Annotated in this window: 23 protein-coding genes and 4 tRNA genes; 26 read left to right on the top strand and 1 reads right to left on the bottom strand. The window is 44.9% G+C overall.

The features are described 5' to 3' along the window. Positions 1-81: 81 nt before the first annotated feature. The gene (locus AC4BAN_RS12415) at positions 82-579 is read right to left on the bottom strand and encodes an acyl-CoA carboxylase biotin carboxyl carrier protein subunit (RefSeq protein ID WP_490564724.1); all 498 of its coding nucleotides are present in this window, start codon (positions 577-579) and stop codon (positions 82-84) included. An 86-nt stretch (positions 580-665) separates the two neighbouring features. Here AC4BAN_RS12415 and AC4BAN_RS12410 point away from each other — a divergent pair, with 86 nt between their 5' ends. From AC4BAN_RS12410 to rpsC, 26 genes are all read left to right on the top strand, one after another. Then, a complete protein-coding gene (locus AC4BAN_RS12410; RefSeq protein ID WP_490564723.1) occupies positions 666-3,212 on the top strand; it encodes a M1 family aminopeptidase in 2,547 nt (848 codons plus the stop codon). 161 nt (positions 3,213-3,373) lie between these two features. Next, positions 3,374-3,456, top strand: a tRNA-Tyr gene (locus AC4BAN_RS12405). A gap of 76 nt (positions 3,457-3,532) precedes the next feature. Further along, positions 3,533-3,605 (top strand) — tRNA-Gly (locus AC4BAN_RS12400). A 114-nt stretch (positions 3,606-3,719) separates the two neighbouring features. Beyond that, positions 3,720-3,791: transfer RNA gene (locus tag AC4BAN_RS12395), tRNA-Thr, on the top strand. Between the two features lie 70 nt (positions 3,792-3,861). Further along, positions 3,862-5,049, top strand: coding sequence for an elongation factor Tu (tuf, locus tag AC4BAN_RS12390; RefSeq protein WP_490564722.1), 1,188 nt, complete (start codon positions 3,862-3,864; stop codon positions 5,047-5,049). 112 nt (positions 5,050-5,161) lie between these two features. Beyond that, positions 5,162-5,234 (top strand) — tRNA-Trp (locus tag AC4BAN_RS12385). A 28-nt stretch (positions 5,235-5,262) separates the two neighbouring features. Further along, entirely contained in the window at positions 5,263-5,454 is a 192-nt protein-coding gene (secE, locus tag AC4BAN_RS12380; RefSeq protein WP_377503329.1) for a preprotein translocase subunit SecE, read from the top strand. A 9-nt stretch (positions 5,455-5,463) separates the two neighbouring features. Beyond that, complete coding sequence (gene nusG / locus AC4BAN_RS12375) at positions 5,464-6,021, top strand: transcription termination/antitermination protein NusG (protein WP_490564721.1); 558 nt, start codon at positions 5,464-5,466, stop codon at positions 6,019-6,021. Positions 6,022-6,033: 12 nt separating this feature from the next. Beyond that, the gene (gene rplK / locus AC4BAN_RS12370) at positions 6,034-6,477 is read left to right on the top strand and encodes a 50S ribosomal protein L11 (protein WP_490564720.1); all 444 of its coding nucleotides are present in this window, start codon (positions 6,034-6,036) and stop codon (positions 6,475-6,477) included. A 16-nt stretch (positions 6,478-6,493) separates the two neighbouring features. Continuing rightward, complete coding sequence (gene rplA / locus AC4BAN_RS12365; protein ID WP_490564719.1) at positions 6,494-7,186, top strand: 50S ribosomal protein L1; 693 nt, start codon at positions 6,494-6,496, stop codon at positions 7,184-7,186. Positions 7,187-7,190: 4 nt separating this feature from the next. Then, positions 7,191-7,715, top strand: coding sequence for a 50S ribosomal protein L10 (gene rplJ / locus AC4BAN_RS12360; RefSeq protein WP_490564718.1), 525 nt, complete (start codon positions 7,191-7,193; stop codon positions 7,713-7,715). Positions 7,716-7,757: 42 nt separating this feature from the next. Beyond that, positions 7,758-8,135 carry a 50S ribosomal protein L7/L12 gene (rplL, locus tag AC4BAN_RS12355; RefSeq protein WP_490564717.1) on the top strand — a complete coding sequence of 126 codons (378 nt, stop codon included), beginning with the start codon at positions 7,758-7,760 and terminating at the stop codon, positions 8,133-8,135. Positions 8,136-8,292: 157 nt separating this feature from the next. Further along, positions 8,293-12,165 carry a DNA-directed RNA polymerase subunit beta gene (gene rpoB / locus AC4BAN_RS12350; protein ID WP_490564716.1) on the top strand — a complete coding sequence of 1,291 codons (3,873 nt, stop codon included), beginning with the start codon at positions 8,293-8,295 and terminating at the stop codon, positions 12,163-12,165. A 109-nt stretch (positions 12,166-12,274) separates the two neighbouring features. Next, a complete protein-coding gene (gene rpoC, locus AC4BAN_RS12345) occupies positions 12,275-16,591 on the top strand; it encodes a DNA-directed RNA polymerase subunit beta' (RefSeq protein ID WP_490564715.1) in 4,317 nt (1,438 codons plus the stop codon). Between the two features lie 6 nt (positions 16,592-16,597). After that, positions 16,598-16,915 carry a DUF3467 domain-containing protein gene (locus tag AC4BAN_RS12340; protein WP_490564714.1) on the top strand — a complete coding sequence of 106 codons (318 nt, stop codon included), beginning with the start codon at positions 16,598-16,600 and terminating at the stop codon, positions 16,913-16,915. Between the two features lie 104 nt (positions 16,916-17,019). Beyond that, positions 17,020-17,436, top strand: a complete 417-nt coding sequence (rpsL, locus tag AC4BAN_RS12335; protein ID WP_219875622.1) for a 30S ribosomal protein S12 — start codon at positions 17,020-17,022, stop codon at positions 17,434-17,436. Between the two features lie 19 nt (positions 17,437-17,455). Continuing rightward, entirely contained in the window at positions 17,456-17,923 is a 468-nt protein-coding gene (gene rpsG, locus AC4BAN_RS12330) for a 30S ribosomal protein S7 (RefSeq protein WP_490564713.1), read from the top strand. A gap of 2 nt (positions 17,924-17,925) precedes the next feature. Beyond that, positions 17,926-20,028: an elongation factor G gene (fusA, locus tag AC4BAN_RS12325; protein WP_490564712.1), complete on the top strand. Its 2,103-nt coding sequence runs from the start codon at positions 17,926-17,928 to the stop codon at positions 20,026-20,028. Between the two features lie 8 nt (positions 20,029-20,036). Then, on the top strand, positions 20,037-20,342 hold the full coding sequence (gene rpsJ, locus AC4BAN_RS12320) for a 30S ribosomal protein S10 (RefSeq protein WP_007654312.1): 306 nt from the start codon (positions 20,037-20,039) through the stop codon (positions 20,340-20,342). Positions 20,343-20,522: 180 nt separating this feature from the next. Next, positions 20,523-21,140, top strand: a complete 618-nt coding sequence (gene rplC / locus AC4BAN_RS12315; protein ID WP_490564711.1) for a 50S ribosomal protein L3 — start codon at positions 20,523-20,525, stop codon at positions 21,138-21,140. 1 nt (position 21,141) lies between these two features. After that, positions 21,142-21,768 (top strand): 50S ribosomal protein L4, encoded by a 627-nt coding sequence (gene rplD, locus AC4BAN_RS12310; protein ID WP_490564710.1) that lies wholly within the window; start codon positions 21,142-21,144, stop codon positions 21,766-21,768. 2 nt (positions 21,769-21,770) lie between these two features. Beyond that, a complete protein-coding gene (rplW, locus tag AC4BAN_RS12305) occupies positions 21,771-22,058 on the top strand; it encodes a 50S ribosomal protein L23 (protein WP_490564709.1) in 288 nt (95 codons plus the stop codon). A gap of 10 nt (positions 22,059-22,068) precedes the next feature. Continuing rightward, a complete protein-coding gene (gene rplB / locus AC4BAN_RS12300) occupies positions 22,069-22,896 on the top strand; it encodes a 50S ribosomal protein L2 (RefSeq protein ID WP_490564708.1) in 828 nt (275 codons plus the stop codon). Further along, positions 22,897-23,175, top strand: coding sequence for a 30S ribosomal protein S19 (rpsS, locus tag AC4BAN_RS12295; RefSeq protein WP_490564707.1), 279 nt, complete (start codon positions 22,897-22,899; stop codon positions 23,173-23,175). A 2-nt stretch (positions 23,176-23,177) separates the two neighbouring features. After that, the gene (rplV, locus tag AC4BAN_RS12290) at positions 23,178-23,570 is read left to right on the top strand and encodes a 50S ribosomal protein L22 (protein ID WP_490564706.1); all 393 of its coding nucleotides are present in this window, start codon (positions 23,178-23,180) and stop codon (positions 23,568-23,570) included. A 3-nt stretch (positions 23,571-23,573) separates the two neighbouring features. Beyond that, on the top strand, positions 23,574-24,317 hold the full coding sequence (rpsC, locus tag AC4BAN_RS12285) for a 30S ribosomal protein S3 (protein ID WP_490564705.1): 744 nt from the start codon (positions 23,574-23,576) through the stop codon (positions 24,315-24,317). Positions 24,318-24,345: the final 28 nt, after the last annotated feature.

Genomic DNA, 24,345 nt, shown 5'->3' with positions numbered 1-24,345 from the left:
GATCTGTACTTTATTAGTTATGAGTTTGTCTTTACAGTTAAGAGGACGGGCAAGTGCTGCCCATCCGGCAACACCAAAAAGTTAAAATAGGATCAGCACCTGGTTTTTCTCTACGTTCTGGCGGGCCTCTACTTTTATCTCCTTCACAATGCCGTCGCCCGGCGACTTAAGGATATTCTCCATTTTCATGGCCTCCAGAATCAGAATGGTGTCTCCCTTTTTCACTTCCTGCCCCACTTGTACCTTAATGTCCAGGATAAGGCCGGGCATCGGCGCCTTCACGTCGTTCACTTTCTGCACATTGGCGTCGCTCATACCCAGCTGATCGAGCAGGAGGTCGAAACGATCTTTCACGCTAACCGTTTGCTTAATGCCATTGATCTTAAACGTAAAAGTTTTTGCTTGGTAGTCCGCCTCTACCAATTCAGCAGTATACGACTTATTATCCCGGATGATGTGGAACGTACTGGAATTGATGGGTTGGATGTCCCAGTTAAAAGGTGTTCCGTTTAAGAGGATGGTTTCTTTCTGAATATCAACCTGCCACGTTTTGTCTTCAGCGGTTTTTACCTGGAGCATCTTAATATATGTGGGTTTAGAGCTTAAAGATAATTGATTTCTGACAGTAATTTTAGAACTTGACCTCAAAATTAAAACAATCCATCATGAATCATAGGTTTTTGAGTGTCGTTGGCTTTGCGGCGGCAATGTCATTTATGGCTGGTTGTGGCACGAATAAAGCCGTGACCAACAGCAGCCCGGTTGTAACGCAAAACAAAACAACCGCTTTGGCCTCTCAGGATAGCATCCCCGTTTGGGCACCCAAAAAGCACGCTTTCAACCCGTCGCGCACGTTAGAGCACGACCTGTTGCACACAAAGCTGCGCGTTGGCTTTGACTGGGATAAACAACAACTGAACGGTTTGGCCGAACTGACCTTGAAGCCTTATTTCTATCCGCAGAACACCTTAACGCTGGATGCGAAAGGCATGGACATACACCGCGTGAGTCTGATGAAAGGATACGACGGCAGTCCGCTGCAGTATTCCTATGATGGCAGTAAGCTCATCATTACCCTTAACAAGACCTATACCCGCAGCGAAGAGTATACGGTTGAGATCGATTACACGGCCAAGCCCAACGAACTGAAGGCTGGCGGCAGCGATGCCATCACCGAGGACAAAGGCCTCTACTTCATTAACCCTTTGGGCAAGGAGCCCAACAAACCGCGCCAGATCTGGACCCAGGGCGAAACCCAGGCGAACTCAGCCTGGTTTCCCACCATCGACTCGCCAAACGAGCGCATGACGCAGGAGATCTACATCACGACAGATCCAAAGTATACCACCCTCTCCAACGGGGTATTTATGTACTCGCGCCAGAACGCCGACGGCACCAAAACGGATTACTGGAAACAGGAGCTGCCGCATGCGCCTTACCTGACCATGCTGGCAATTGGCGAGTTTGCCGTGGTAAAGGACAAATGGCGCGACAAAGAGGTGAACTACTACGTGGAGCCGGCCTATAAGAACACAGCCAAAAAGGTGTTCGGGAACACGCCGGCCATGATGGAGTTTTTCTCCCAGAAACTGGGCGTGGCGTACCCGTGGCAAAAGTATGCCCAGGTAGTAGTGCACGACTTTGTATCGGGGGCGATGGAGAACACCTCTGCCTCCACGTTTATGGAAGACCTGCAGCTGAATGAGCGCGAACTGCTGGATAAGAACTGGGATAATATCATAGCGCATGAGCTGTTCCATCAGTGGTTCGGCGATTATGTAACCACTGAATCGTGGGCAAACCTGCCCCTGAACGAGTCTTTTGCCAACTATTCGGAATACCTTTGGGCAGAACACAAGTACGGGGCCGATGAGGCGGCTTACCTGCAAATGGACGAGCTTAACCAATATCTGGATGAAGCCGAAACCAAAAGGGAGCCCCTTATCCGGTATTACTATGGAGACAGGGAGGAGATGTTTGACAGCCATTCCTACGCAAAAGGCGGGCGCGTGCTGCACATGCTGCGCACACTGGTGGGCGATGAGGCCTGGTGGGCATCCCTGAACCGATACCTGACCCAGAACAAGTATAGCGCCGTAGAGGTGGCCGAGCTGCGGATGGCCTTTGAAGACGTGACGGGCCAGGACTTGATGTGGTTCTTTGATCAGTGGTTTATGAAGCCGGGGCATCCGGAGCTTCAGGTAGAGCACAGTTACCAAAACGGGCAGTTGGAAATTAGCATCATGCAGCTGCAAGACACGGCTTACATGCCTGTTTACCGGCTTCCCATGAACGTGGCGGTTTGGGTAAACGGGAAAAAGGAGGTCCACCCGATCGTGGTGGAAAAAGCAGTACAGACTTTTGACTTTCAGGTGGCGGCAAACCCAGACCTGGTTCTGTTGGACCCGGAGCGGCAGTTGCTCGGAACCATCCGCCAGGAAAAGACAAAACCGGAACTGTTGTTTCAGTTCTACCAGGCAGGGCAGTTAGCCACAAAGCTGGAGGCAATGGGTGCATTGGTAGAAAAGTACCCAGGAGATGCGGAAACAGGGGGCCTAATAAAGGCAGCGCTACAGGATAACTACTGGGTTGTGCGCAGTGCCGCCGTGAATGCCCTAAACAAACTGACGCCGGAGCAAAGCAGCAAACTGCAAACAGACATTCTCAAAATTGCGCAACAGGATAAAAAGGGAGCAGTGCGCGCCGATGCCATTCTAACACTTGCGAACAAAGGAGGGGCAAAGTATAAAACGCTGTTTGAGCAAGCGCTGCAGGACAGCTCTTACCAGGTTGCCGCAGCGGCCATACTGGCTTATGCGGGGACGGGTGCACCGGATGCGATGGCAAAGCTATCAAAATTTGACCAGGAGAAGAACGCCGAAGTCGTGCTGGCACTTTCCACCTACTACGCTTTGCAGGGCGGCATGCCGAAGTATACATGGTTCTTAAAACAGGTAAATGAATCCAGAGGTGGTAGTTTGTATTACGTGCTGCAAAGCTTTGGGGCGTATTTAGCATCAAACGCAGCCGCAAATACTCCGGAGGCCATCGGGGTACTCAAAGAAATTGCCCAGCATCATAACCTTTACTATGTTAGAGGCGCGGCATTCCAGGCCTTAATGGTAATGTCGGAAAAGCCAGAAGTACTGCAAATTATAAGGGAAATAAAAGAGAATGAAACAGATACGCGTCTGTTAGAGATGTACAATTAAGGTGATGCGGGAGATGTTGTAGAAAAAAAAGAACTTTTTTTCGAAGAATGTTTGACAGGAAAGAAAAAGCGCTTAATTTTGCATCTCCTTAGAACGAAAAGCCCAGTTAAAAAGCTTTGTTTGAAAGGAGAAATTTGCTGGTTTATTTAAAATTAGTGAACGGGGAGATTCCAGAGCGGCCAAATGGGACGGACTGTAACTCCGTTGTCTTACGACTTCGCAGGTTCGAATCCTGCTCTCCCCACAGTAACTTTTGAATGATTGGATAGGGAATGCTTTTTGTTTTGTCATGCCATTATTCTTTCGTTCAAGATGCATAAGCGGGAGTAGCTCAGTTGGTAGAGCGATAGCCTTCCAAGCTATAGGCCGCGAGTTCGACCCTCGTCTCCCGCTCGCTTTAATAAAGAAGAAATTAGTTTTACTTACGGGTTTTTATGGGAGGGATTTCATCTTGATGGATTTCCTTTTTATTGTAAGCTAAGATTAAGGCGCTTCGGAAAAATTTCAGCCGACGTAGCTCAGGGGTAGAGTGCTTCCTTGGTAAGGAAGAGGTCGTGGGTTCAATTCCCATCGTTGGCTCTAAGTCCGTTACGTGTAATTAAAGCGCGACAGAAACTTAAACGTTTTAACCTTAATTTAATATCATACAATGGCTAAAGAAACATTTGACCGTTCGAAACCGCACGTAAATATCGGTACTATTGGTCACGTTGACCACGGCAAAACTACCTTGACTGCTGCTATTACTACTGTTTTGGCTGGTAAAGGTCTTGCCAAGCTTCGTGATTTCTCTTCAATTGATAACGCTCCTGAAGAAAAAGAAAGAGGTATTACTATTAATACATCTCACGTAGAGTATGCTACAGAAAACCGCCACTATGCACACGTTGACTGCCCGGGTCACGCTGACTACGTGAAGAACATGGTTACTGGTGCTGCTCAGATGGATGGTGCTATCCTGGTAGTTGCTGCTACTGATGGCCCTATGCCACAGACACGCGAGCATATCCTTCTTGCCCGTCAGGTGGGTGTTCCTCAACTGGTTGTTTTCATGAACAAAGTTGACATGGTGGACGATCCTGAGCTTCTTGAGCTTGTAGAGATGGAAATCCGTGAACTACTTTCTTTCTATGATTTTGATGGCGACAACATTCCTGTGATTCAGGGTTCTGCTCTTGGTGGCTTGAACGGTGATGAGAAGTGGGTGAAGACTATCGAAGAGTTGATGGATGCGGTTGATAACTGGATTCCGATTCCTGCTCGTCTTACTGAGCTTCCATTCCTGATGCCGGTTGAAGATGTGTTCTCAATCACAGGTCGTGGTACTGTTGCCACAGGCCGTATTGAGCGTGGTATCATCAACTCTGGAGAGCAGGTGGATATCTTAGGTATGGGTGCTGAGAACCTGAAGTCTACCGTTACTGGTGTTGAGATGTTCCGTAAGATACTTGACAGAGGTGAAGCTGGTGACAACGTTGGACTGTTGCTACGTGGTATCGAGAAATCTGATATCCGTCGTGGAATGGTAATCTGTAAGCCAGGTTCTGTTAAGCCGCACACTCACTTTAAGGCTGAGGTTTACGTGCTTTCTAAAGAAGAAGGTGGCCGTCACACGCCATTCTTTAACAAGTACCGTCCACAGTTCTACTTCAGAACCACCGACGTTACAGGTGAGATCATGCTTCCTGAAGGCGTAGAAATGGTAATGCCAGGTGACAACATCACAATTGATGTGAAGTTGATCAACGCGGTGGCCATGGAAAAAGGTCTGCGTTTCGCTATCCGTGAGGGTGGTAGAACAGTAGGTGCCGGTCAGGTTACTGAGATTCTTGACTAAATATAATATGTAGCAAACCCGTTCTTAATAAGTTTTTTAAGAACGGGTTTGTTTTCATTAAAGATTTGTATAAATTTGCACTCCATTTGATAAAAGTGGCGTGCATTTTTTTACGGGTGTAGCTCAATTGGTAGAGTAGTGGTCTCCAAAACCATTGGCTGGGAGTTCGAGTCTCTCCACCCGTGCAATAAAAACCATCTGGAAAGCGAAGAAATGAGCAAGGTTAGAAACTACGTAAGTGAAACAGTTGAGGAAATGAGAGACAAAGTCTCCTGGCCCTCTTATTCTGAATTGCAGAATAGCTCTGTATTGGTGCTGATCGGTTCTCTTATATTTGCTTTGATTGTTGGTGCAATGGATTTCGTTTTTGATTCGGGCCTGACATGGTTCTACAACCAATTTTAAGAAGACACGATGGGTGATTTAAAATGGTATGTAGTGCGCGCCGTAAGTGGGCAGGAAAAGAAAGCAAAAGCATATCTCGAAAATGAGATCTTAAGGCAAAACCTGGAGGAGTATGTTCCGCAAGTGCTTATTCCAGCAGAGAAGGTGTATGAAATGCGGGGCGGTAAGAAGAGGATAAGAGAGCGTAATTTCTTTCCCGGCTATGTCCTGGTTCACGCTGACCTGTCGCATGGAGAGGCAGAGCATATTATCATAAGCACACCGGGTGTGATCGGTTTTTTAGGCGCTAACGACAGTGCCGCAAATAAAAAGCCGGTGCCACTTCGCCAGTCAGAGATCAACAGGATCTTAGGGAATGTGGATGAGGCAGAAGATCAGGCAGAGGTGCTGGATACCCCGTTCATTGTGGGCGAAGGCGTAAAAGTGATGGACGGACCGTTCAGTGGTTTCTCCGGAACTGTAGAAGAAGTATTTGAAGAGCGTAAGAAACTGAACGTGATGGTGAAGATCTTTGGAAGAAACACCCCGGTTGAGTTGAATTACATGCAAGTGGAAAAAGAATCGTAGTAAATACAAATAATGGCAAAGGAAATAAAAGGTTATCTGAAACTTCAGATAAAGGGAGGTGCCGCGAATCCATCGCCACCGGTTGGACCTGCACTTGGTTCTAAAGGTCTTAACATCATGGAGTTCTGTAAGCAGTTTAATGCTAGAACCCAGGATAAGCCTGGACAGGTGTTACCAGTGTTGATTACAATGTATGCAGACAAGTCCTTCGACTTCGTGGTTAAAACTCCACCTGCTCCTGTATTGTTAATGGATGCTGCTAAAATTAAGGGAGGTTCAAAAGAGCCAAACAGAAACAAGGTAGGTTCAGTGACTTGGGATCAGGTTAAAGAGATTGCTGAGACAAAGATGCCAGACTTAAATGCGTTCAAACTGGAGGCGGCTATGAAAATGGTAGCCGGAACGGCAAGAAGCATGGGTATCACGGTTTCAGGAACTGCTCCTTGGAAAGTATAATTAGAGTTTAAGGAAAATGGCGAAGATTTCAAAAAACAGAAAAGCAGCTTTGGAAAAAGCTGACTTGGCAAAAGAATATTCTTTAGCAGATGCCGCAAATGTAGTAAAGGAAATCACCTTCACTAAGTTTGACGCCTCTGTAGATATCGACGTTCGTCTAGGTGTTGACCCTCGGAAGGCAGACCAGATGGTGCGTGGTATTGTAACACTACCTCACGGTACTGGCAAAGACGTAAAGGTGCTAGCGTTGGTAACTCCTGACAAAGAGCAGGAAGCTAAAGACGCAGGTGCTGATTTCGTAGGCCTTGATGACTATATCCAGAAAATCGAGAAAGGCTGGACGGATGTGGACGTGATCATCACCATGCCTGCAGTGATGGCTAAAGTTGGTCGTTTAGGTCGTATTTTAGGACCCCGCAACCTGATGCCTAACCCGAAATCAGGAACCGTTACACAGGACGTTGCCAAAGCGGTGAAAGAGGTTAAGGCTGGTAAAATCGATTTTAAAGTCGATAAGTTCGGTATCATCCACACAAGCGTAGGAAAAGTTTCTTTTACTACAGAGCAGCTTGCTGCTAACGCAGCGGAGGTTATTCAGACACTCAACCGTTTGAAGCCATCTTCTGCAAAGGGTACATATATAAAGAGCATAACGTTGTCTAGCACAATGAGCCCGGCCGTAATCGTTGACAAGAATTCAACTATCTAAGAAAATGACCAGGGAAGAAAAACAAATAATTGTACAGGACCTGAGTGAGAAGTTTGCAAACACAAACTATTTCTACATTACCGATGCTTCTAAAATGACCGTTGCAGGCGTGAACGCTTTTAGAAGATTAGCATTTGAGCGTGGCATCGAGTACAAGGTATATAAGAACTCATTAATAAAGAAGGCCCTAGCTAGCTTAGAGGCTGACACGACTGAACTTGAAGATGTTTTGAAAGGCGCTTCTGGTATCCTGTTCTCTACGGAGTCAGGCAATGCCCCTGCAAAACTGATCAAGGACTACAGAAAGAAGGGAAATACGCTTCCACTTCTCAAAGGAGCATTCATCGATAGCGGTTTATACATAGGTGAAGATCAACTAGACACACTGTCTAAGATCAAGTCGAAGGGTGAACTGATCGGGGATGTAATCAGCTTACTTCAATCTCCTGCTAAGAACGTTGTTTCAGCGCTTCAGAGCAGTGGTGGCAAGTTAGCCGGTATACTCAAAACATTGTCAGAAAAAGAATAATTTCCAAAACGTAATCAATAAGTAACTTTTAATTTCAATAAAATGGCAGATTTGAAAGCATTCGCTGAGCAGTTAGTAAACTTAACTGTAAAAGAGGTTAACGAACTAGCTACTATTCTTAAGGATGAGTATGGCATCGAGCCTGCTGCTGCCGCTCCAGTTATGATGGCTGGTGGCGCTGCTGAAGGTGGAGCTGCTGCAGAAGAGAAGACGTCTTTTGACGTGATCCTTAAGGCGGCTGGTGCTCAGAAACTAGCAGTAGTTAAGCTTGTAAAAGAGCTTACTGGTCTTGGTCTGAAAGAGGCTAAAGAACTAGTTGACGGCGCTCCAAAAGCTCTAAAAGAAGGTGTTGCGAAGGACGAAGCAGATTCACTGAAGAAATCTTTAGAAGAAGCTGGTGCTGAAGTAGAGGTTAAATAATCTCACTTTATCAACATACCGCAAACAGGTAGACCTGGCATATTCGTCAGGTCTTTTCCTGTTTGTATATGGATTCATTTTTTGAATCCTTTTTTGCCCACAGCTGTTTTGGACTCTGTGTGCTTGTAAGAGATTGTAAACGTAAACCTTCAAGGCCTTGGCTAAGAATAAAACGACAGATCGAATCAATTTTGCCTCTATAAAGATGGTGATTGACTACCCGGACTTCTTGGATGTTCAGGTACAGTCATTCCAGGATTTCTTTCAGTTGGAGACTCCAGCTGAGAATAGAGCTCAGGAAGGCTTGTTCAAGGTGTTTGCCGAGAACTTCCCTATTTCCGATTCACGCGAAAACTTTGTACTGGAGTTTATCGATTATCATGTAGATCCTCCAAAATATTCTGTTGATGAAAGTATCGACAGAGGACTGACTTACTCTGTTCCGCTAAAAGCTAAACTTCGCCTGATCTGTAACGATGAGGACAACGAAGATTTTGAAACGATAGAACAGGAGGTTTTCCTGGGGAATATTCCCTACATGACAGAGAAAGGCTCTTTTGTTATCAATGGAGCAGAGCGTGTAATTGTTTCACAGTTACACCGTTCACCGGGCGTGTTCTTTGCGCAAAGCAAGCACACCAACGGAACAAAGCTTTATTCTGCCCGAATTATCCCTTTTAAAGGATCTTGGGTAGAGTTTGCTACAGACGTGAACAATGTGATGTATGCGTACATCGACCGTAAGAAAAAATTTCCGGTAACAACATTACTTCGCGCCATCGGCTATGGTACTGATAAAGATATTCTGGACCTGTTCGGTTTATCAGAAGAGGTGCCGGCTAAAAAGACGAACCTGAAAAATTCCATCGGCAGAAAGCTGGCTGCTCGTGTTTTAAGAACATGGACGGAGGACTTTGTGGATGAAGACACAGGTGAAGTAGTTTCAATTGACCGAAATGAAGTGCTTTTGGAGCGTGACTCTGAAATCACTGCTGAAGATATTGATGTTATCGTTGACTCTGGTGTGCAGTCGATCATTCTGCACCGTGAGAATGTGAACATCGCGGATTATGCTATTATTTACAACACCCTTCAAAAAGACAATTCCAACTCTGAGAAGGAAGCTGTAGAGCAGATATACCGACAGTTACGAAACACAGAAGCTCCTGATGAGGAGACAGCCCGTGATATTATCCAAAAGCTGTTCTTCTCTGACAAGCGCTATGACCTGGGCGAAGTAGGGCGTTATAGAATCAACAAGAAACTTGGTCTCGATACGAACTGGGATGCAAAGGTATTAACAAACGAGGACATTGTGTTGATCGTGAAATACCTGATCGGTCTGATTAACTCAAGAGCGGTGGTAGATGATATTGACCACTTGAGCAACAGACGTGTACGAACAGTAGGTGAGCAACTATACGCCCAGTTTGGTGTAGGTCTGGCACGTATGGCCCGTACTATTAAGGAGCGTATGAACGTGCGCGACAACGAGGACTTCAAACCGGTTGATCTGATCAATGCGCGTACCTTGTCCTCTGTTATCAATTCGTTCTTCGGAACCAATCAGCTTTCTCAGTTCATGGACCAAACCAATCCACTTGCAGAGGTGACGCATAAGCGTCGTGTATCTGCCCTGGGGCCCGGTGGTCTTTCGAGAGAGCGTGCCGGATTTGAGGTTCGTGACGTGCATTACACCCACTATGGCCGCCTTTGTACCATTGAGACGCCGGAAGGACCAAACATTGGTTTAATTTCCTCGCTTTGTGTGCATGCCAGGGTAAACCACATGGGCTTTATTGAAACACCTTACCGCAAGGTGATTGAAGGTAAAGTACAGGTTGACGGGTCTGTAGAATACCTGACGGCAGAAGAAGAAGACACCCATCACATTGCACAGGCAAATGCCTTAATTGATGATAAGGGTAATTTTATTAATGATAAAGTAAAAGGTAGGTTCGAAGGTGACTTCCCGGTTGAAGAGCCGAATACCTATACTTACATGGACGTTGCTCCTAACCAGATCGTGTCTGTGGCAGCATCAATGATTCCTTTCCTGGAGCATGATGATGCTAACCGTGCATTGATGGGATCCAACATGCAGCGCCAGGCAGTTCCATTGCTTAAAGCAGAGGCGCCGATCGTGGGTACTGGTTTGGAGAAAAGAGCAGCCATAGATTCAAGAGCTTTGGTTATCGCTGAAGGCGAGGGAGTGATCAACTTTGTAGATGCTACGAAGATCGTTGTAAAGTATGACCTGTCAGATGACGAGAAACTGGTTTCGTTTGATGCGGAATATGTGACCTATAACCTGATCAAGTTCAGAAGGACCAACCAGGACACATGCATTAACCTGACGCCATTGGTGAGAACAGGTCAGCGTGTAACCAAAGGGGAGCCACTTTGCGAAGGTTATGCAACAAACAAAGGGGAACTCGCTTTAGGTCGTAACCTGCAGGTGGCATTCATGCCTTGGCAAGGATACAACTTTGAGGATGCGATTGTAATCTCTGAGAAAGTTGTACGTGACGACATCTTTACATCCATCCATATAGAAGAGTTTGAGCTGGAAGTTCGGGAGACGAAGCGAGGTGAGGAAGAACTGACTTCAGAAATACCAAACGTAAGTGAGGAGGCTGTTCGCAACCTGGATGAGAATGGAATAATACGCCTGGGTGCTGAAGTTAAGGAAGGGGATATCCTTATTGGTAAGATCACACCAAAAGGAGAAACCGATCCGACTCCGGAAGAAAAGCTTTTACGCGCTATTTTCGGCGATAAGGCAGGCGATGTGAAGGATGCCTCTTTAAAGGCGCCGCCATCTCTGAATGGTGTTGTGATCGATACCAAGCTATTCTCAAGACCTAAGAAAGACAAGAACCTGCGGGCAAAGTCGAAGAAAGAGGTTGAAGAGCTGAAAGTGAAGTATGGCAAGGAGCTTACGGCCATCAAGAATGTTATGGCAGATAAGTTGGTTGCTTTGCTGGAAGGAAAAACTTCGCAGGGGATAAAGCATAAATTTGGTGATGACATACTTTCTAAAGGAGTTAAATTCTCTAGGAAGAACATTACGGAAGGCTTGTTCCCTGAAAAGAACCCTTACAAAGACGAGAGCAACTACGCAGTTCCGGAAGAGGTGAATATGTTCAAAGACCTTATTCTGGAAAACTGGACTAGCGACGACAAGGTAAACAAGATGCTTCTTGAGCTTGTTAAGAACTACAACAAGCGTAGGAACATCGTTTCTGCCCACTTCAAGCGTGAACGTTTCACATTAGAGGTAGGAGACGAGTTGCCAGCGGGCATTGTGCAGCTTGCGAAAGTTTACATCGCTAAGAAACGTAAACTGAAAGTTGGTGACAAGATGGCGGGTCGTCACGGTAACAAAGGTGTAGTAGCCAGAATAGTTCGTGAGGAAGACATGCCATTCTTAGAGGATGGAACCCCAATGGATATCGTTTTGAACCCACTTGGAGTACCTTCTCGAATGAACATCGGTCAGATATATGAAACTGTACTTGGCTGGGCAGGCTTAAAGCTGGGTCGTACCTATGCCACGCCAATTTTTGACGGAGCCACTGAAGAGCAGGTTTCCGCAGAATTAGCGGAGGCGGGACTTCCCGTTTTCGGCCGTTCCTATCTGTTCGACGGTCTGAGCGGTGATCGCTTCGACCAGCCGGTAACAGTGGGTGTGATTTACATGCTGAAACTGGGTCACTTGGTTGACGATAAGATGCACGCCCGTTCCATCGGACCTTACTCCCTGATTACGCAGCAGCCACTCGGTGGTAAAGCGCAGTTTGGTGGGCAGCGTTTTGGTGAAATGGAAGTGTGGGCGCTTGAGGCATTTGGTGCATCAAACGTGTTGCAGGAAATACTGACAGTAAAATCTGATGATGTGATCGGTCGTGCGAAAGCGTATGAGGCCATCGTGAAAGGTGATGTACTGCCAAAACCGAATATACCGGAATCATTCAATGTATTGATTCACGAGTTAAGAGGCTTGGCGCTGGAAATCACATTGGAGTAAAAAGTTAAAGCTAAGCGACAGGAAACCACCTGCTCGCTTAGCTTACTTAGTACACCAAATCAGACAAAACTGTAAGGCATATTCATTGTATTGACATTATTAGCATAATATGGCATTTGCAAAAAATAAAAAGCTAACTCAGGACTTCTCAAAAGTGACGATAAGCTTAGCTTCTCCGGAATCTATTCTTGAGCGTTCGAATGGAGAGGTAACAAAGCCTGAGACAATAAACTATAGAACCTATAAGCCTGAAATGGGTGGCCTATTCTGCGAAAGAATATTTGGCCCTGTAAAGGACTGGGAATGCCACTGCGGAAAGTATAAAAGAATCAGATACAAGGGAATCATCTGCGACCGTTGCGGAGTAGAGGTTACCGAGAAGAAAGTGCGCCGTGAGCGTATGGGTCATATCGAACTTGTGGTTCCGGTGGCGCATATCTGGTACTTTAAGTCTCTCCCAAACAAAATCGGGTATCTTTTAGGGCTTCCTACAAAAAAGCTTGACCAGATTATCTATTATGAAAGATATGTTGTGATTCAGCCAGGTATTTTGGCAGAAGACAGCGTGAACACGCTCGACTTTCTGACCGAAGACGAGTACCTGGATATGATTGACAAGCTTCCGCGCGAGAACCAGATGTTGGACAACAACGATCCCAACAAGTTTATCGCAAAGATGGGTGCTGAAGCCTTGCAGATGCTGCTGGAGCGCACTAATCTGGATGATCTGTCTTATGAATTGCGTCATGCTGCAGCACACGAAACTTCCCAGCAGCGTAAGGCAGATGCCTTAAAGCGCTTGCGTGTGGTGGAAGCCTTCCGTGACGCAGCAACACGTATTGAGAACCGACCAGAGTGGATGATTATCCGCATGGTGCCGGTTATACCACCAGAGCTTCGTCCACTGGTTCCTTTGGATGGAGGTCGTTTTGCGACTTCAGATTTAAATGACCTATACAGACGCGTTATTATCAGAAATAACCGTTTGAAGCGATTAATTGAGATCAAGGCACCGGAAGTGATCCTTCGTAACGAGAAGAGAATGCTTCAGGAGGCAGTTGATTCCCTGTTCGACAACTCCCGTAAAGTGAATGCTGTACGTGCAGAGGGTAACAGGGCGCTGAAGTCTCTTTCAGATATGCTAAAAGGTAAGCAAGGGCGTTTCCGTCAGAACTTACTTGGTAAGCGAGTGGATTATTCAGGACGTTCCGTAATTGTGGTTGGTCCTGAATTAAAGCTGCATGAGTGCGGTTTGCCAAAGAACATGGCAGCTGAGCTTTTCAAGCCATTCATTATCCGTAAGTTGATTGAAAGGGGCATCGTTAAGACTGTAAAGTCTGCGAAGAAAATAGTGGACCGCAAGGATCCGGTTGTGTGGGATATTCTGGAGAATGTGCTGAAAGGCCACCCGGTACTCCTAAACCGTGCTCCTACACTTCACAGATTGGGTATACAGGCTTTCCAGCCGAAGCTGATTGAAGGAAAGGCAATCCAGTTACACCCATTAGTGTGTACGGCGTTCAACGCTGACTTTGACGGTGATCAGATGGCGGTGCACGTACCTTTGGGACCTGCAGCCGTGCTGGAGGCCTCTATGTTGATGCTGGCCTCTCATAACATCCTTAACCCTGCAAACGGAGCGCCGATCGCGGTACCTTCGCAGGACATGGTGCTAGGTTTATACTATGTATCAAAAGGAAAACGCACCACAGAAAAAGAGGAAATCAAAGGTGAGGGAATGAGCTTTTACTCTGCGGAGGAAGTTATCATTGCCATCAACGAAGGTATTTTGTCTAAGCAGGCCTATATAAAGGTAAGGGCAAGTATCAGAAACGAACAAGGCGAGTTAGAGACAAAACTAATCGAAACCGTAGCCGGCCGCGTTATTTTTAATCAGTTCGTGCCTGCTGAAGTAGGTTATATAGATGAGCTGTTAACGAAGAAGAAGTTACAGCAGATCATATCACGTGTGTTTAAGGAAACGGGTATGGCACGTACAGCCCATTTCCTGGATGATATAAAAACACTGGGTTTCCAATCTGCTTACAAAGGCGGTCTTTCAATGGGGCTCGGGGATATTCAAATCCCGGCTGAGAAAGATGCCTTAGTAGAACAGGCGAAAAAAGAAGTAGACGCTGTATGGCAGAACTACTCTATGGGTCTGATCACAGATAATGAGCGTTATAACCAGGTAATTGACATTTGGACACGTATTAACAATCAGATAACTGAAACGTTGATGCGTCGTCTGGAGAACGATGACCAGGGCTTTAACTCCATCTTTATGATGATGCACTCCGGAGCCCGTGGTTCTAGGGAGCAGATTCGTCAGTTGGGTGGAATGAGAGGCTTGATGGCTAAACCTCAGAAATCATTACAAGGATCAGTAGGTGAGATCATTGAAAACCCTATTCTTTCTAACTTTAAAGAAGGTCTGGATGTAATCGAGTATTTCATCTCCACGCACGGTGCTCGTAAGGGTCTAGCCGATACTGCCCTAAAAACTGCTGATGCTGGTTACCTGACGCGTCGTCTTGTGGACGTATCCCAGGATGTGATCGTGAATGAGGAGGACTGCGGTACATTACGTGGCCTTGAAGTGAGCGCGCTCAAAGACAACGAGGACATCGTGGAATCATTGTCTGAACGTATCCTGGGTCGTGTAACAGTACATGATGTATATGATCCAATCACTAATGACCTGATTGTAGAGTCAGGTGGAGAGATTACAGAAGAAGTAGCACGCGCAATAGAAAATACCGCCATAGAAGCAGTGGAGATACGATCTGTATTAACATGTGAGTCTAAAAGAGGTATTTGTGCGAAATGTTATGGAAGAAACCTGGCCACCGGATTTATGGTGCAAAGGGGAGAAGCTGTTGGTGTTATCGCGGCACAGTCAATTGGTGAGCCAGGAACACAGTTAACACTCCGTACTTTCCACGTTGGTGGTACAGCCTCGAACATTGCAGTAGATGCAACCATCGTAGCTAAGTTTGCGGGTAAGGTTGAGTACGAAGATGTCAGGACGATTGATACCCTGAACAACGAGGGAGACCTTGTGAAAGTAGTGATGGGCCGATCTGGAGAGTTGAAGATTACGGATGAAAAAACTGGGAAGTTAATGATCAGTAATCACGTGCCTTACGGTTCCTTTATCAATGTGAATGATGGCCAAACAGTGGCAAAAGGAGAAAAACTTTGTAGCTGGGATCCATATAATGCAGTTATCTTGTCGGAATTTGATGGGGAGATTGCATACGAGTCGATTATCGAAGGTGTAACCTACCGCGAAGAGTCAGATGAGCAGACTGGTTATCGGGAGAAGGTTATTGTTGATACAAAAGACAAGACACAGAACCCGGCAATCATTGTAAATCCGAAAAGCGGCGAATCCAAAGGCTACAACATTCCGGTAGGCGCTCACCTTACAGTGGAGAACGGGGAAAAAATCAAAGCCGGACAAATTCTGGTGAAGATCCCAAGAGCTATTGGTAAGACACGCGATATTACGGGAGGTTTGCCACGCGTTACGGAGTTGTTCGAAGCACGTAATCCTTCGAATCCAGCGGTTGTTTCAGAAATAGATGGTGTGGTGACCTATGGTAACGTGAAACGCGGTAACAGGGAGATCTACATCGAATCGAAAGATGGGGTGAAGAAAAAATACATGGTGCCGTTGTCAAAGCACATCCTGGTACAGGATAATGACTTTGTACGTGCAGGTATGCCTCTATCTGACGGTGCCATCACTCCGAATGACATACTCAATATTCAGGGCCCAGGCGCAGTACAGGAGTACCTGGTAAATGAGATTCAGGAAGTTTACCGACTGCAGGGTGTTAAGATCAACGACAAGCACATCGAGGTTGTTGTTCGCCAGATGATGCAGAAAGTGGTGGTTGTAGATGCAGGAGACACAAGTTTCTTAGAGCACCAGGTAGTAGACAAGGTAACATTCATGGAAGAGAACGACAGAATCATCGACATGAAAGTAGTTGAAGAGTCGGGCGACTCAGCCAATTTGAAACCAGGTCAGATCGTAACTACCAGAAGGCTGCGCGATGAAAACTCAAGCCTTAAGCGTCGGGACATGCAGTTGGTAACAGTGCGTGATGCACAGCCATCTGTGTCAAGGCCAACACTGCAGGGTATCACACAAGCATCTCTAGGAACGCAGAGCTTTATATCAGCAGCTTCATTCCAAGAAACTACAAAGGTGCTTAGCGAAGCAGCCATCAAAGGTAAAGCCGACGAATTATTAGGCCTGAAAGAAAACGTAATTGTAGGTCACTTAATACCGGCCGGTACCGGGTTAAGAGAGTACCAGAAAATGATTGTGGGAAATCAGGAGGAGTATGATATGTTGGTTGAATCAAAGAAAGCCACAACCAAGGCAAAGCAACAGGAATTACAAAACAGATAACAGAAAATGGCTGAAGACCTGCAAAAGCAAAACCAAATCAACATAGAGCTCTCGGAAGATATTGCTGAGGGAGAATACGCAAACTTAGCAATGATTGCACATTCTAGCAGTGAGTTCGTGATTGATTTCATACGGCTGATGCCAGGTGTTCCAAAAGCAAAAGTTAAATCAAGAATTGTTATTACCCCAGAGCATGCCAAAAGACTTTTGGCAGCTCTGGCGGATAATATCAATAAATATGAAGCCAGTTTTGGTGATATCAAACAGTCTCAGGAGGCTCCTTCTTTCCCAATGAACTTTGGGGGAACAGTGGGCGAGGCCTAAGATGCTAATAATTAATGAATTAAAATTTTGAATTTGCAGTATGATTTCCATACCTTTGCAGACCAAATTTTAGAGTGGAAAAATCTATAATTAACAGCTAGTAAATGCCTACTATACAGCAATTAGTAAGAAAAGGAAGAGAGAAGTTAACTTCTAAATCCAAATCTCCGGCTTTAGATTCATGCCCACAGCGACGTGGTGTGTGTACTAGAGTATATACAACCACGCCAAAGAAGCCTAACTCGGCTATGCGTAAGGTGGCAAGGGTGAGACTGACAAACGGTAAGGAAGTAAACGCCTATATACCGGGTGAAGGCCACAACCTGCAGGAGCACTCCATAGTGCTAATTAGAGGAGGAAGGGTTAAAGACCTTCCAGGTGTTCGTTACCATATAGTACGAGGAGCCCTTGATACTGCAGGTGTAAGCGGACGTCTTCAAAGTCGTTCAAAGTATGGTGCTAAGAGACCAAAGCCAGGTCAGGCTCCAGCTGCAGCAGGTAAAGGTGGAAAGAAAAAGTAATTCATAGAGTTATAATACAATGAGAAAAGCAAAGCCTAAAAGTAGAATACTCCTTCCTGATCCTAAATTCAAAGAAACGTTAGTTACACGTTTTGTAAACTACATGATGGAAGATGGCAAAAAAAGTGTTGCCTATGGAATCTTCTATGATGCTGTAGAAATAATAGAGCAGAAGACGAAAGAAAACGGATTAGAGACCTGGAAGAAAGCGCTGAATAATATCATGCCAAGTGTCGAGGTGAAAAGCCGTAGAGTAGGAGGAGCTACATTCCAAGTGCCGACTGAGGTTCGTCCAGACCGCAGAGTATCTCTAGGTATTAAGTGGATGATTTCTTACGCTCGCAAGAGAGGTGAGAAGACAATGAAAGATAGATTAGCTGGTGAGATCATCGCAGCTGCTAAAGGCGAGGGTGCAGCCGTTAAGAAAAAAGACGACACGCACAGAATGGCTGAAGCAAACAAGGCGTTCTCACATTTTAGATTCTAATAATGGCAAGAGACTTAAAATACACAAGAAATATTGGTATTGCCGCGCATATCGATGCTGGTAAAACCACTACGACTGAGCGTATTCTGTATTATGCTGGCGTAAGCCACAAAATTGGTGAAGTACATGATGGTGCAGCAACCATGGACTGGATGGAGCAGGAGCAGGAGCGTGGTATCACCATTACTTCAGCAGCTACAACTGTAACATGGCCATACAGAGGCGATGATTATCATATCAATATTATTGATACTCCAGGACACGTAGACTTTACTGTTGAAGTAAACAGATCGCTGCGTGTATTGGACGGCTTGGTGTTTTTATTTAGTGCGGTTGATGGTGTAGAGCCACAGTCTGAGACTAACTGGCGCCTGGCGGATAACTACAAAGTCGCTCGAATAGGCTTCGTAAACAAAATGGACCGTTCAGGTGCTGATTTCCTGGCTGTATGTAAGCAAGTGAAAGAAATGCTGGGCAGCAATGCCGTAGCGCTGCAGTTACCGATAGGAAGCGAAGATAACTTCCGCGGAGTGGTTGACCTGGTAAACTTCCGAGGCATAGAATGGAACGACGAAGATAAAGGGATGACATTTACTGAAGTCGCCATTCCAGATGATATGCTCGAAGAAGCTACTGAATACAGGGAGAAACTTCTGGAAGCAGTAGCAGAGTACGATGAGTCTTTGATGGAGAAATACTTCGAAGATCCTAACTCTATCACGGAAGACGAGATAATCGCGGCTTTACGTGCAGCTACAATCGACATGGCAATTGTGCCTATGTTATGTGGTTCTTCTTTTAAGAACAAAGGAGTGCAGACAATGCTGGACTATGTGATGGCACTTTGTCCGTCTCCAATGGATAAGGAAAGTATCAAGGGCTTAAATCCTGATACAGGAGAAGAGATATTCCGCAAACCAAGCGAAAAGGAGCCATTTGCAGGATTAGCTTTTAAAATTGCAACGGACCCTTATGTTGGTCGTCTCTGCTTTGTAAGAGCATATTCTGGTGTGTTGGAGTCGGGTTCTTATGTGTACAATACGCGTTCAAATAATAAGGAGCGTATTTCCCGAATTTTCCAGATGCACGCTAACAAGCAAAACCAGATCGAAAGATTAGGTGCAGGTGATATCGGTGCGGTAGTTGGTTTCAAAGATATTAAAACAGGAGATACACTGTGTGATCAGAGTGCTAAAATAGTACTGGAGTCCATGGATTTCCCTGAACCAGTGATTGGTTATGCAATCGAGCCCAAGTCACAAGCAGATTCTGATAAGATGGGTATGGCAATAGCCAAGCTGATCGAAGAGGATCCAACGTTGCAGGTGAATACAGACGAAGAAACAGGACAAACCATTCTGCGCGGAATGGGTGAGCTTCACTTGGAGATCATCATCGACCGCATGAAACGTGAGTTTAAGGTAGAGTTGAATCAGGGCGCACCTCAGGTGGCATACAAAGAAACCATTACTAAGTCTGTAGAACACAGAGAAGTGTTTAAGAAGCAGTCAGGTGGTCGTGGTAAGTTTGCTGACATCGTATTTGAGATGGGCCCTCGTGAAGATGGTAAACAAGGGTTGGAGTTTGTGAATGGAATTGTAGGTGGTATAATTCCAAAGGAGTTTATTCCGGCAGTACAGAAAGGATTTGAGGAGGCAATGAAGAATGGTATACTTGCCGGCTTCCCTATTGATTCCATGAAGGTACGTTTGTTCCATGGCTCATTCCACGACGTTGACTCCGATTCGCTTTCGTTTGAACTTGCAGCGCGTCAGGGTTTCAAAGAAGCGGGTAAGCAATGTGCTCCGAAACTTCTGGAGCCGATCATGTCAGTTGACGTTGTGACGCCGGATGAGTACACAGGACCGGTAACAGGTGACCTGAACAGAAGAAGGGGTATCATGAAAGGTATGGATACGAAAGGAACAGCCACAGTGGTAAAAGCAGACGTTCCGCTTTCTGAACTGTTTGGTTATGTAACCGATCTTCGTACCATTACTTCAGGAAGAGCAACTGCCTCCCTTACTTTTGCTCATTATGAGCAAGTACCTCAAAACCTGGCAGACGGCATTATTGCCAAAGTAAAAGGAACAGCAGCTAAATAATCAATAAAATGAATCAGAAAATAAGAATAAAGCTTAAGTCTTACGATCACAACTTAGTTGATAAGTCTTCTGAGAAGATTGTGAAAGCTGTAAAAGCAACTGGGGCTATTGTGAGTGGTCCTATTCCTCTTCCTACTGAGAAGGATAAGTTCACCGTACTTCGTTCTCCACACGTGAACAAAAAGTCGCGTGAGCAGTTCCAACTTTGCACCTATAAGAGACTGGTGGATATCTATTCAACAAGCTCTAAAACAGTAGATGCGCTGATGAAGCTGGAGCTTCCTAGCGGCGTAGACGTTGAGATCAAAGTGTGATAGATGCCTTTAAAATAAAAAAGGAGAGCCCCGAAAGCTCTCCTTTTTTATTTTAAAGGCTGATAGTAAATAATTTAGAAAAGGTTTGTTATAGCAATTGAAAATTTGTTAACTTTGCACTCCCTTAGCAAAACTGAGGGGACAAATTAATAAACATCCATCTTTTTAAAAACAAGTTGAATGCCTGGAATTATCGGTAAAAAAATCGGAATGACAAGCCTCTTCACAGCAGATGGTAAATACACTCCCGTGACGCTTATTCAAGCAGGTCCGTGTGTAGTTACTCAAGTGAAGACAGTCGAGACTGATGGCTACGAAGCTGTACAGCTCGGTTATGGTGAGAAAAAGCTAAAAAGAGTAACGAAAGCGGAAGCAGGTCATTACAAGAAGGCAAATACTTCTCCAAAAAAGAGAGTTGCTGAATTTGATGTGGAAGGCTCTTCTTTTAACCTGGGAGACACAGTAGATGCAAATCTATTTGTAGAAGGTGAGTTTGTGGACGTTGTTGGAACGTCAAAAGGTAAAGGTTTCCAAGGCGTAGTTAAGCGTCACAATTTTGCTGGTGTGGGCGGTCAGACTCACGGCCAGCATAACCGTGCAAGACACCCTGGTTCAATCGGAGCATGCTCCTGGCCATCACGCGTGTTTAAAGGTATGCGAATGGCTGGTAGAATGGGCGGTAACAGGGTTAAGATCCAAAACCTTACTGTTATCCGAGTGATCGCAGAGAAAAACCTATTGGTAGTTAGTGGCTCAGTACCAGGTGCCAGAAATTCTTACGTGTTAATTGAGAAGTAAAATGGAGCTTTCTGTATTAAATATTAAAGGGGAGGATACAGGCAGGAAGGTGACGCTTTCTGATGCTATATTTGGTCTTGAGCCAAATGAGCATGCAATGTATCTTGACGTGAAGCAGTACCTGGCAAATCAAAGACAGGGGACGCATAAGTCTAAAGAACGCGGTGAAGTTGCCGGTTCGACAAAGAAAATCAAAAAGCAAAAAGGCACAGGCGGAGCCCGTGCTGGCAGTTTAAAATCACCTGTATTTATAGGTGGTGGCCGAGTATTTGGACCGAAGCCAAGAAACTATAGCTTTAAGCTCAATAAAAAGCTGAAAGAAGTAGCGCGTTTATCAGCTCTTTCTTTGTTAGCTCGTGATAATAAAGTAGCCTTGATAGAGTCGTTCACATTCGATTCCCCAAAAACGAAGGAATTCGTTTCAATTTTAGGCAACCTGAACTTAACTGGTAAAACATTGGTGGTTTTCCCGGCAGTGGATATGAATGTTGTAAAGTCTGGTAAAAACCTGAAGAAAGTAAAAGTTTCTCAAGCGATGGACCTCAACACATATGACCTGCTGAACACAGAAAAACTAGTGTTGATAGAAGAGTCAGTGAAAGTATTAGAAAACCTCTTTAGCGCATAATTATGAACGTTCTGAAAAGACCACTGATCACAGAAAAGTTTGCTGCCATGAACGAGGTTGGTAAGTACGCTTTTGAAGTAGATAAGAAAGCCAATAAGGTTGAAATCAAAAAAGCAGTAGAGAAGATGTATGGTGTAACCATCGTGAAAGTAGCTACGATGCGATCACTAGGGAAGCTAAAGACAAAATATACAAAGTCTGGTGCAGTGTCTGGCCGTACATCTTTGATTAAAAAAGCAATCGTCACCGTGAAAGAAGGTGAAGTAATAGACTTTTACAGCGGCATATAATTAAGTAGAAATGGCTTTAAAAAAGTTAAGACCGACAACACCGGGTCAAAGATTTAGAGTAGCTCCTGCCTTCGATGAAATAACGGCAACTACTCCTGAGAAATCTTTGTTGGCACCCATCTCAAAATCCGGTGGACGCAATAACTCAGGTAGAATGACGATGCGCTATATGGGCGGTGGTCATAAGAGAAAGTACAGAGTAGTAGATTTCAAGCGCAGCAAGCATGGTGTGCCTGCAATTGTGAAGTCAATTGAGTATGATCCAAACAGAACGGCTCGTATTGCATTACTTTACTATGTAGATGGAGAGAAAAGCTATATCATTGCTCCAGCAGGTTTACAAGTTGGTACTGAGATAGTTTCTGGTTCAGGCATAGCTCCTGAAGTTGGCAACTGTTTACCTCTATCTGATATTCCTCTAGGTACTATCATTCACAATATTGAGCTGCAGCCAGGTAACGGTGGAACAATGGCACGAAGTGCTGGTTCTTATGCCCAGTTAGTAGCGCGTGAAGGAAGATATGCAACATTGAAGTTGCCTTCAGGTGAATTGAGAATGGTACTGGTTAATTGTTTTGCGACAGTAGGAACTGTTTCTAACTCTGACCACATGAACGTTAAGCTAGGCAAAGCAGGTCGTAAACGTTGGTTAGGCAGGCGTCCTAGGGTACGTGGTGTAGCGATGAACCCAGTTGATCACCCGATGGGTGGCGGTGAAGGAAAATCATCAGGTGGACACCCACGTTCACGTAAAGGCTTATTGTCTAAAGGTCTGAAGACTAGAAACAAAAATAAGTATTCTGAAAAGCTTATAGTTAACAGAGGAAAGAAAAAATAAATGGCTAGATCATTAAAAAAAGGGCCTTATATTGACTATAGGCTCCAGAATAAAGTCGATGTGATGAATGAGGCTGGGAAAAAAACAGTTATCAAGACTTGGTCAAGAAGGTCTATGATTTCTCCAGAGTTCGTTGGTCATACATTCGCAGTACATAATGGAAATAAATTTATTCCAGTTTATGTTACCGAAAACATGGTAGGACATAAACTTGGGGAGTTTGCTCCAACACGTAACTTTAGAGGTCATATTGCTAAAAAAGATAAAGGCAAGCGTTAATTATGGAAGCAGTAGCAAAATTAAAAAGTGTGCCTACTTCTCCTCGCAAAATGAGATTAGTAGCTGATTTAGTGCGCGGCAAAAGCGTATCTAAGGCATTGGGTTTATTAAAATTTGAACCAAATGCGGGTGCAGCTCGAATCGAGAAGCTTCTTTTATCTGCTTTATCAAATTGGCAGTTGAAGAATGAAGATGCTCGAATCGAGGATGCCAACCTTTATATCAAAGAGATTTTTGTTGATGAAGGTAAAATGCTGAAACGTCTTCGCCCTGCTCCACAGGGAAGAGGGTATAGAATCAGGAAGAGATCGAATCATGTGACTTTAGTGATTGACAGCATGACTGAAGAGAAACTAGAGAAGCAATCAAAAAAATCTAACAAAGCCAGTAAGTAAGATATGGGACAGAAAGTAAATCCGATCGGTTTTCGACTTGGCATTATTAAAGGTTGGGATTCTAACTGGTATGGCGGCAAAGATTTCGCTGAGAAGCTGATTGAAGACGAGAAAATCAGAAAGTATATTTTAGCACGTATTCCAAAAGGCGGAATTTCTAAAATAATAATCGAGAGAACCCTTAAGCGTATCACCATTACAGTAAATACAGCCCGTCCGGGAGTAGTTATTGGAAAAGGTGGGCAAGAAGTAGATAAAATCAAGGAAGAGCTAAAGAAGTTAACGAACAAGGATGTACAGATAAACATCTTTGAAATTAAGCGCCCTGAATTAGATGCTAAACTTGTTGGCGAATCGATCGCGCAGCAGTTACAAGCTCGTATCTCTTTCCGACGTGCCATGAAGCAAGCTATAGCTTCTGCTTTAAGAGTTGGTGCTGAAGGTATCAAGGTTCAAGTTTCAGGTCGTTTAGGCGGTGCTGAGATGGCAAGAACGGAGCATTATAAGGAAGGAAGAACTCCTCTTCATACTTTACGTGCTGATATCGACTATGCACTTTCTGAAGCACAGACGGTTTATGGTAAGCTAGGTATCAAAGTTTGGATCTTTAAAGGCGAAGTATATGGTAAGAGAGATCTTACTCCAAATGCTGGTTTAGAGAGCAAAGGACCTGGTTCAGCTTCTGGTGACAGACGCGGTGGACGCAAGAAAGCAGAGGGAGCCCCTAAGCGTAAGCGTCGTCAATAATTGTTCTATAACATTATTAAGTATTAGA

This window comes from Pontibacter sp. GD13 (assembly GCF_058216355.1).
The sequence above is the reverse complement of the archived record's forward strand: the minus strand, read 5'-3'. Positions and strand labels throughout refer to the sequence as shown.

What these genes read in the sequence shown, in the direction of transcription:
- AC4BAN_RS12415 (WP_490564724.1), bottom strand. Translation starts at nt 579, where the DNA reads ATGCTCCAGGTAAAAACCGCTGAAGACAAAACGTGGCAGGTTGATATT.
- AC4BAN_RS12410 (WP_490564723.1), top strand. Translation starts at nt 666, where the DNA reads ATGAATCATAGGTTTTTGAGTGTCGTTGGCTTTGCGGCGGCAATGTCA.
- tuf (WP_490564722.1), top strand. Translation starts at nt 3,862, where the DNA reads ATGGCTAAAGAAACATTTGACCGTTCGAAACCGCACGTAAATATCGGT.
- secE (WP_377503329.1), top strand. Translation starts at nt 5,263, where the DNA reads ATGAGCAAGGTTAGAAACTACGTAAGTGAAACAGTTGAGGAAATGAGA.
- nusG (WP_490564721.1), top strand. Translation starts at nt 5,464, where the DNA reads ATGGGTGATTTAAAATGGTATGTAGTGCGCGCCGTAAGTGGGCAGGAA.
- rplK (WP_490564720.1), top strand. Translation starts at nt 6,034, where the DNA reads ATGGCAAAGGAAATAAAAGGTTATCTGAAACTTCAGATAAAGGGAGGT.
- rplA (WP_490564719.1), top strand. Translation starts at nt 6,494, where the DNA reads ATGGCGAAGATTTCAAAAAACAGAAAAGCAGCTTTGGAAAAAGCTGAC.
- rplJ (WP_490564718.1), top strand. Translation starts at nt 7,191, where the DNA reads ATGACCAGGGAAGAAAAACAAATAATTGTACAGGACCTGAGTGAGAAG.
- rplL (WP_490564717.1), top strand. Translation starts at nt 7,758, where the DNA reads ATGGCAGATTTGAAAGCATTCGCTGAGCAGTTAGTAAACTTAACTGTA.
- rpoC (WP_490564715.1), top strand. Translation starts at nt 12,275, where the DNA reads ATGGCATTTGCAAAAAATAAAAAGCTAACTCAGGACTTCTCAAAAGTG.
- AC4BAN_RS12340 (WP_490564714.1), top strand. Translation starts at nt 16,598, where the DNA reads ATGGCTGAAGACCTGCAAAAGCAAAACCAAATCAACATAGAGCTCTCG.
- rpsL (WP_219875622.1), top strand. Translation starts at nt 17,020, where the DNA reads ATGCCTACTATACAGCAATTAGTAAGAAAAGGAAGAGAGAAGTTAACT.
- rpsG (WP_490564713.1), top strand. Translation starts at nt 17,456, where the DNA reads ATGAGAAAAGCAAAGCCTAAAAGTAGAATACTCCTTCCTGATCCTAAA.
- fusA (WP_490564712.1), top strand. Translation starts at nt 17,926, where the DNA reads ATGGCAAGAGACTTAAAATACACAAGAAATATTGGTATTGCCGCGCAT.
- rpsJ (WP_007654312.1), top strand. Translation starts at nt 20,037, where the DNA reads ATGAATCAGAAAATAAGAATAAAGCTTAAGTCTTACGATCACAACTTA.
- rplC (WP_490564711.1), top strand. Translation starts at nt 20,523, where the DNA reads ATGCCTGGAATTATCGGTAAAAAAATCGGAATGACAAGCCTCTTCACA.
- rplD (WP_490564710.1), top strand. Translation starts at nt 21,142, where the DNA reads ATGGAGCTTTCTGTATTAAATATTAAAGGGGAGGATACAGGCAGGAAG.
- rplW (WP_490564709.1), top strand. Translation starts at nt 21,771, where the DNA reads ATGAACGTTCTGAAAAGACCACTGATCACAGAAAAGTTTGCTGCCATG.
- rplB (WP_490564708.1), top strand. Translation starts at nt 22,069, where the DNA reads ATGGCTTTAAAAAAGTTAAGACCGACAACACCGGGTCAAAGATTTAGA.
- rpsS (WP_490564707.1), top strand. Translation starts at nt 22,897, where the DNA reads ATGGCTAGATCATTAAAAAAAGGGCCTTATATTGACTATAGGCTCCAG.
- rplV (WP_490564706.1), top strand. Translation starts at nt 23,178, where the DNA reads ATGGAAGCAGTAGCAAAATTAAAAAGTGTGCCTACTTCTCCTCGCAAA.
- rpsC (WP_490564705.1), top strand. Translation starts at nt 23,574, where the DNA reads ATGGGACAGAAAGTAAATCCGATCGGTTTTCGACTTGGCATTATTAAA.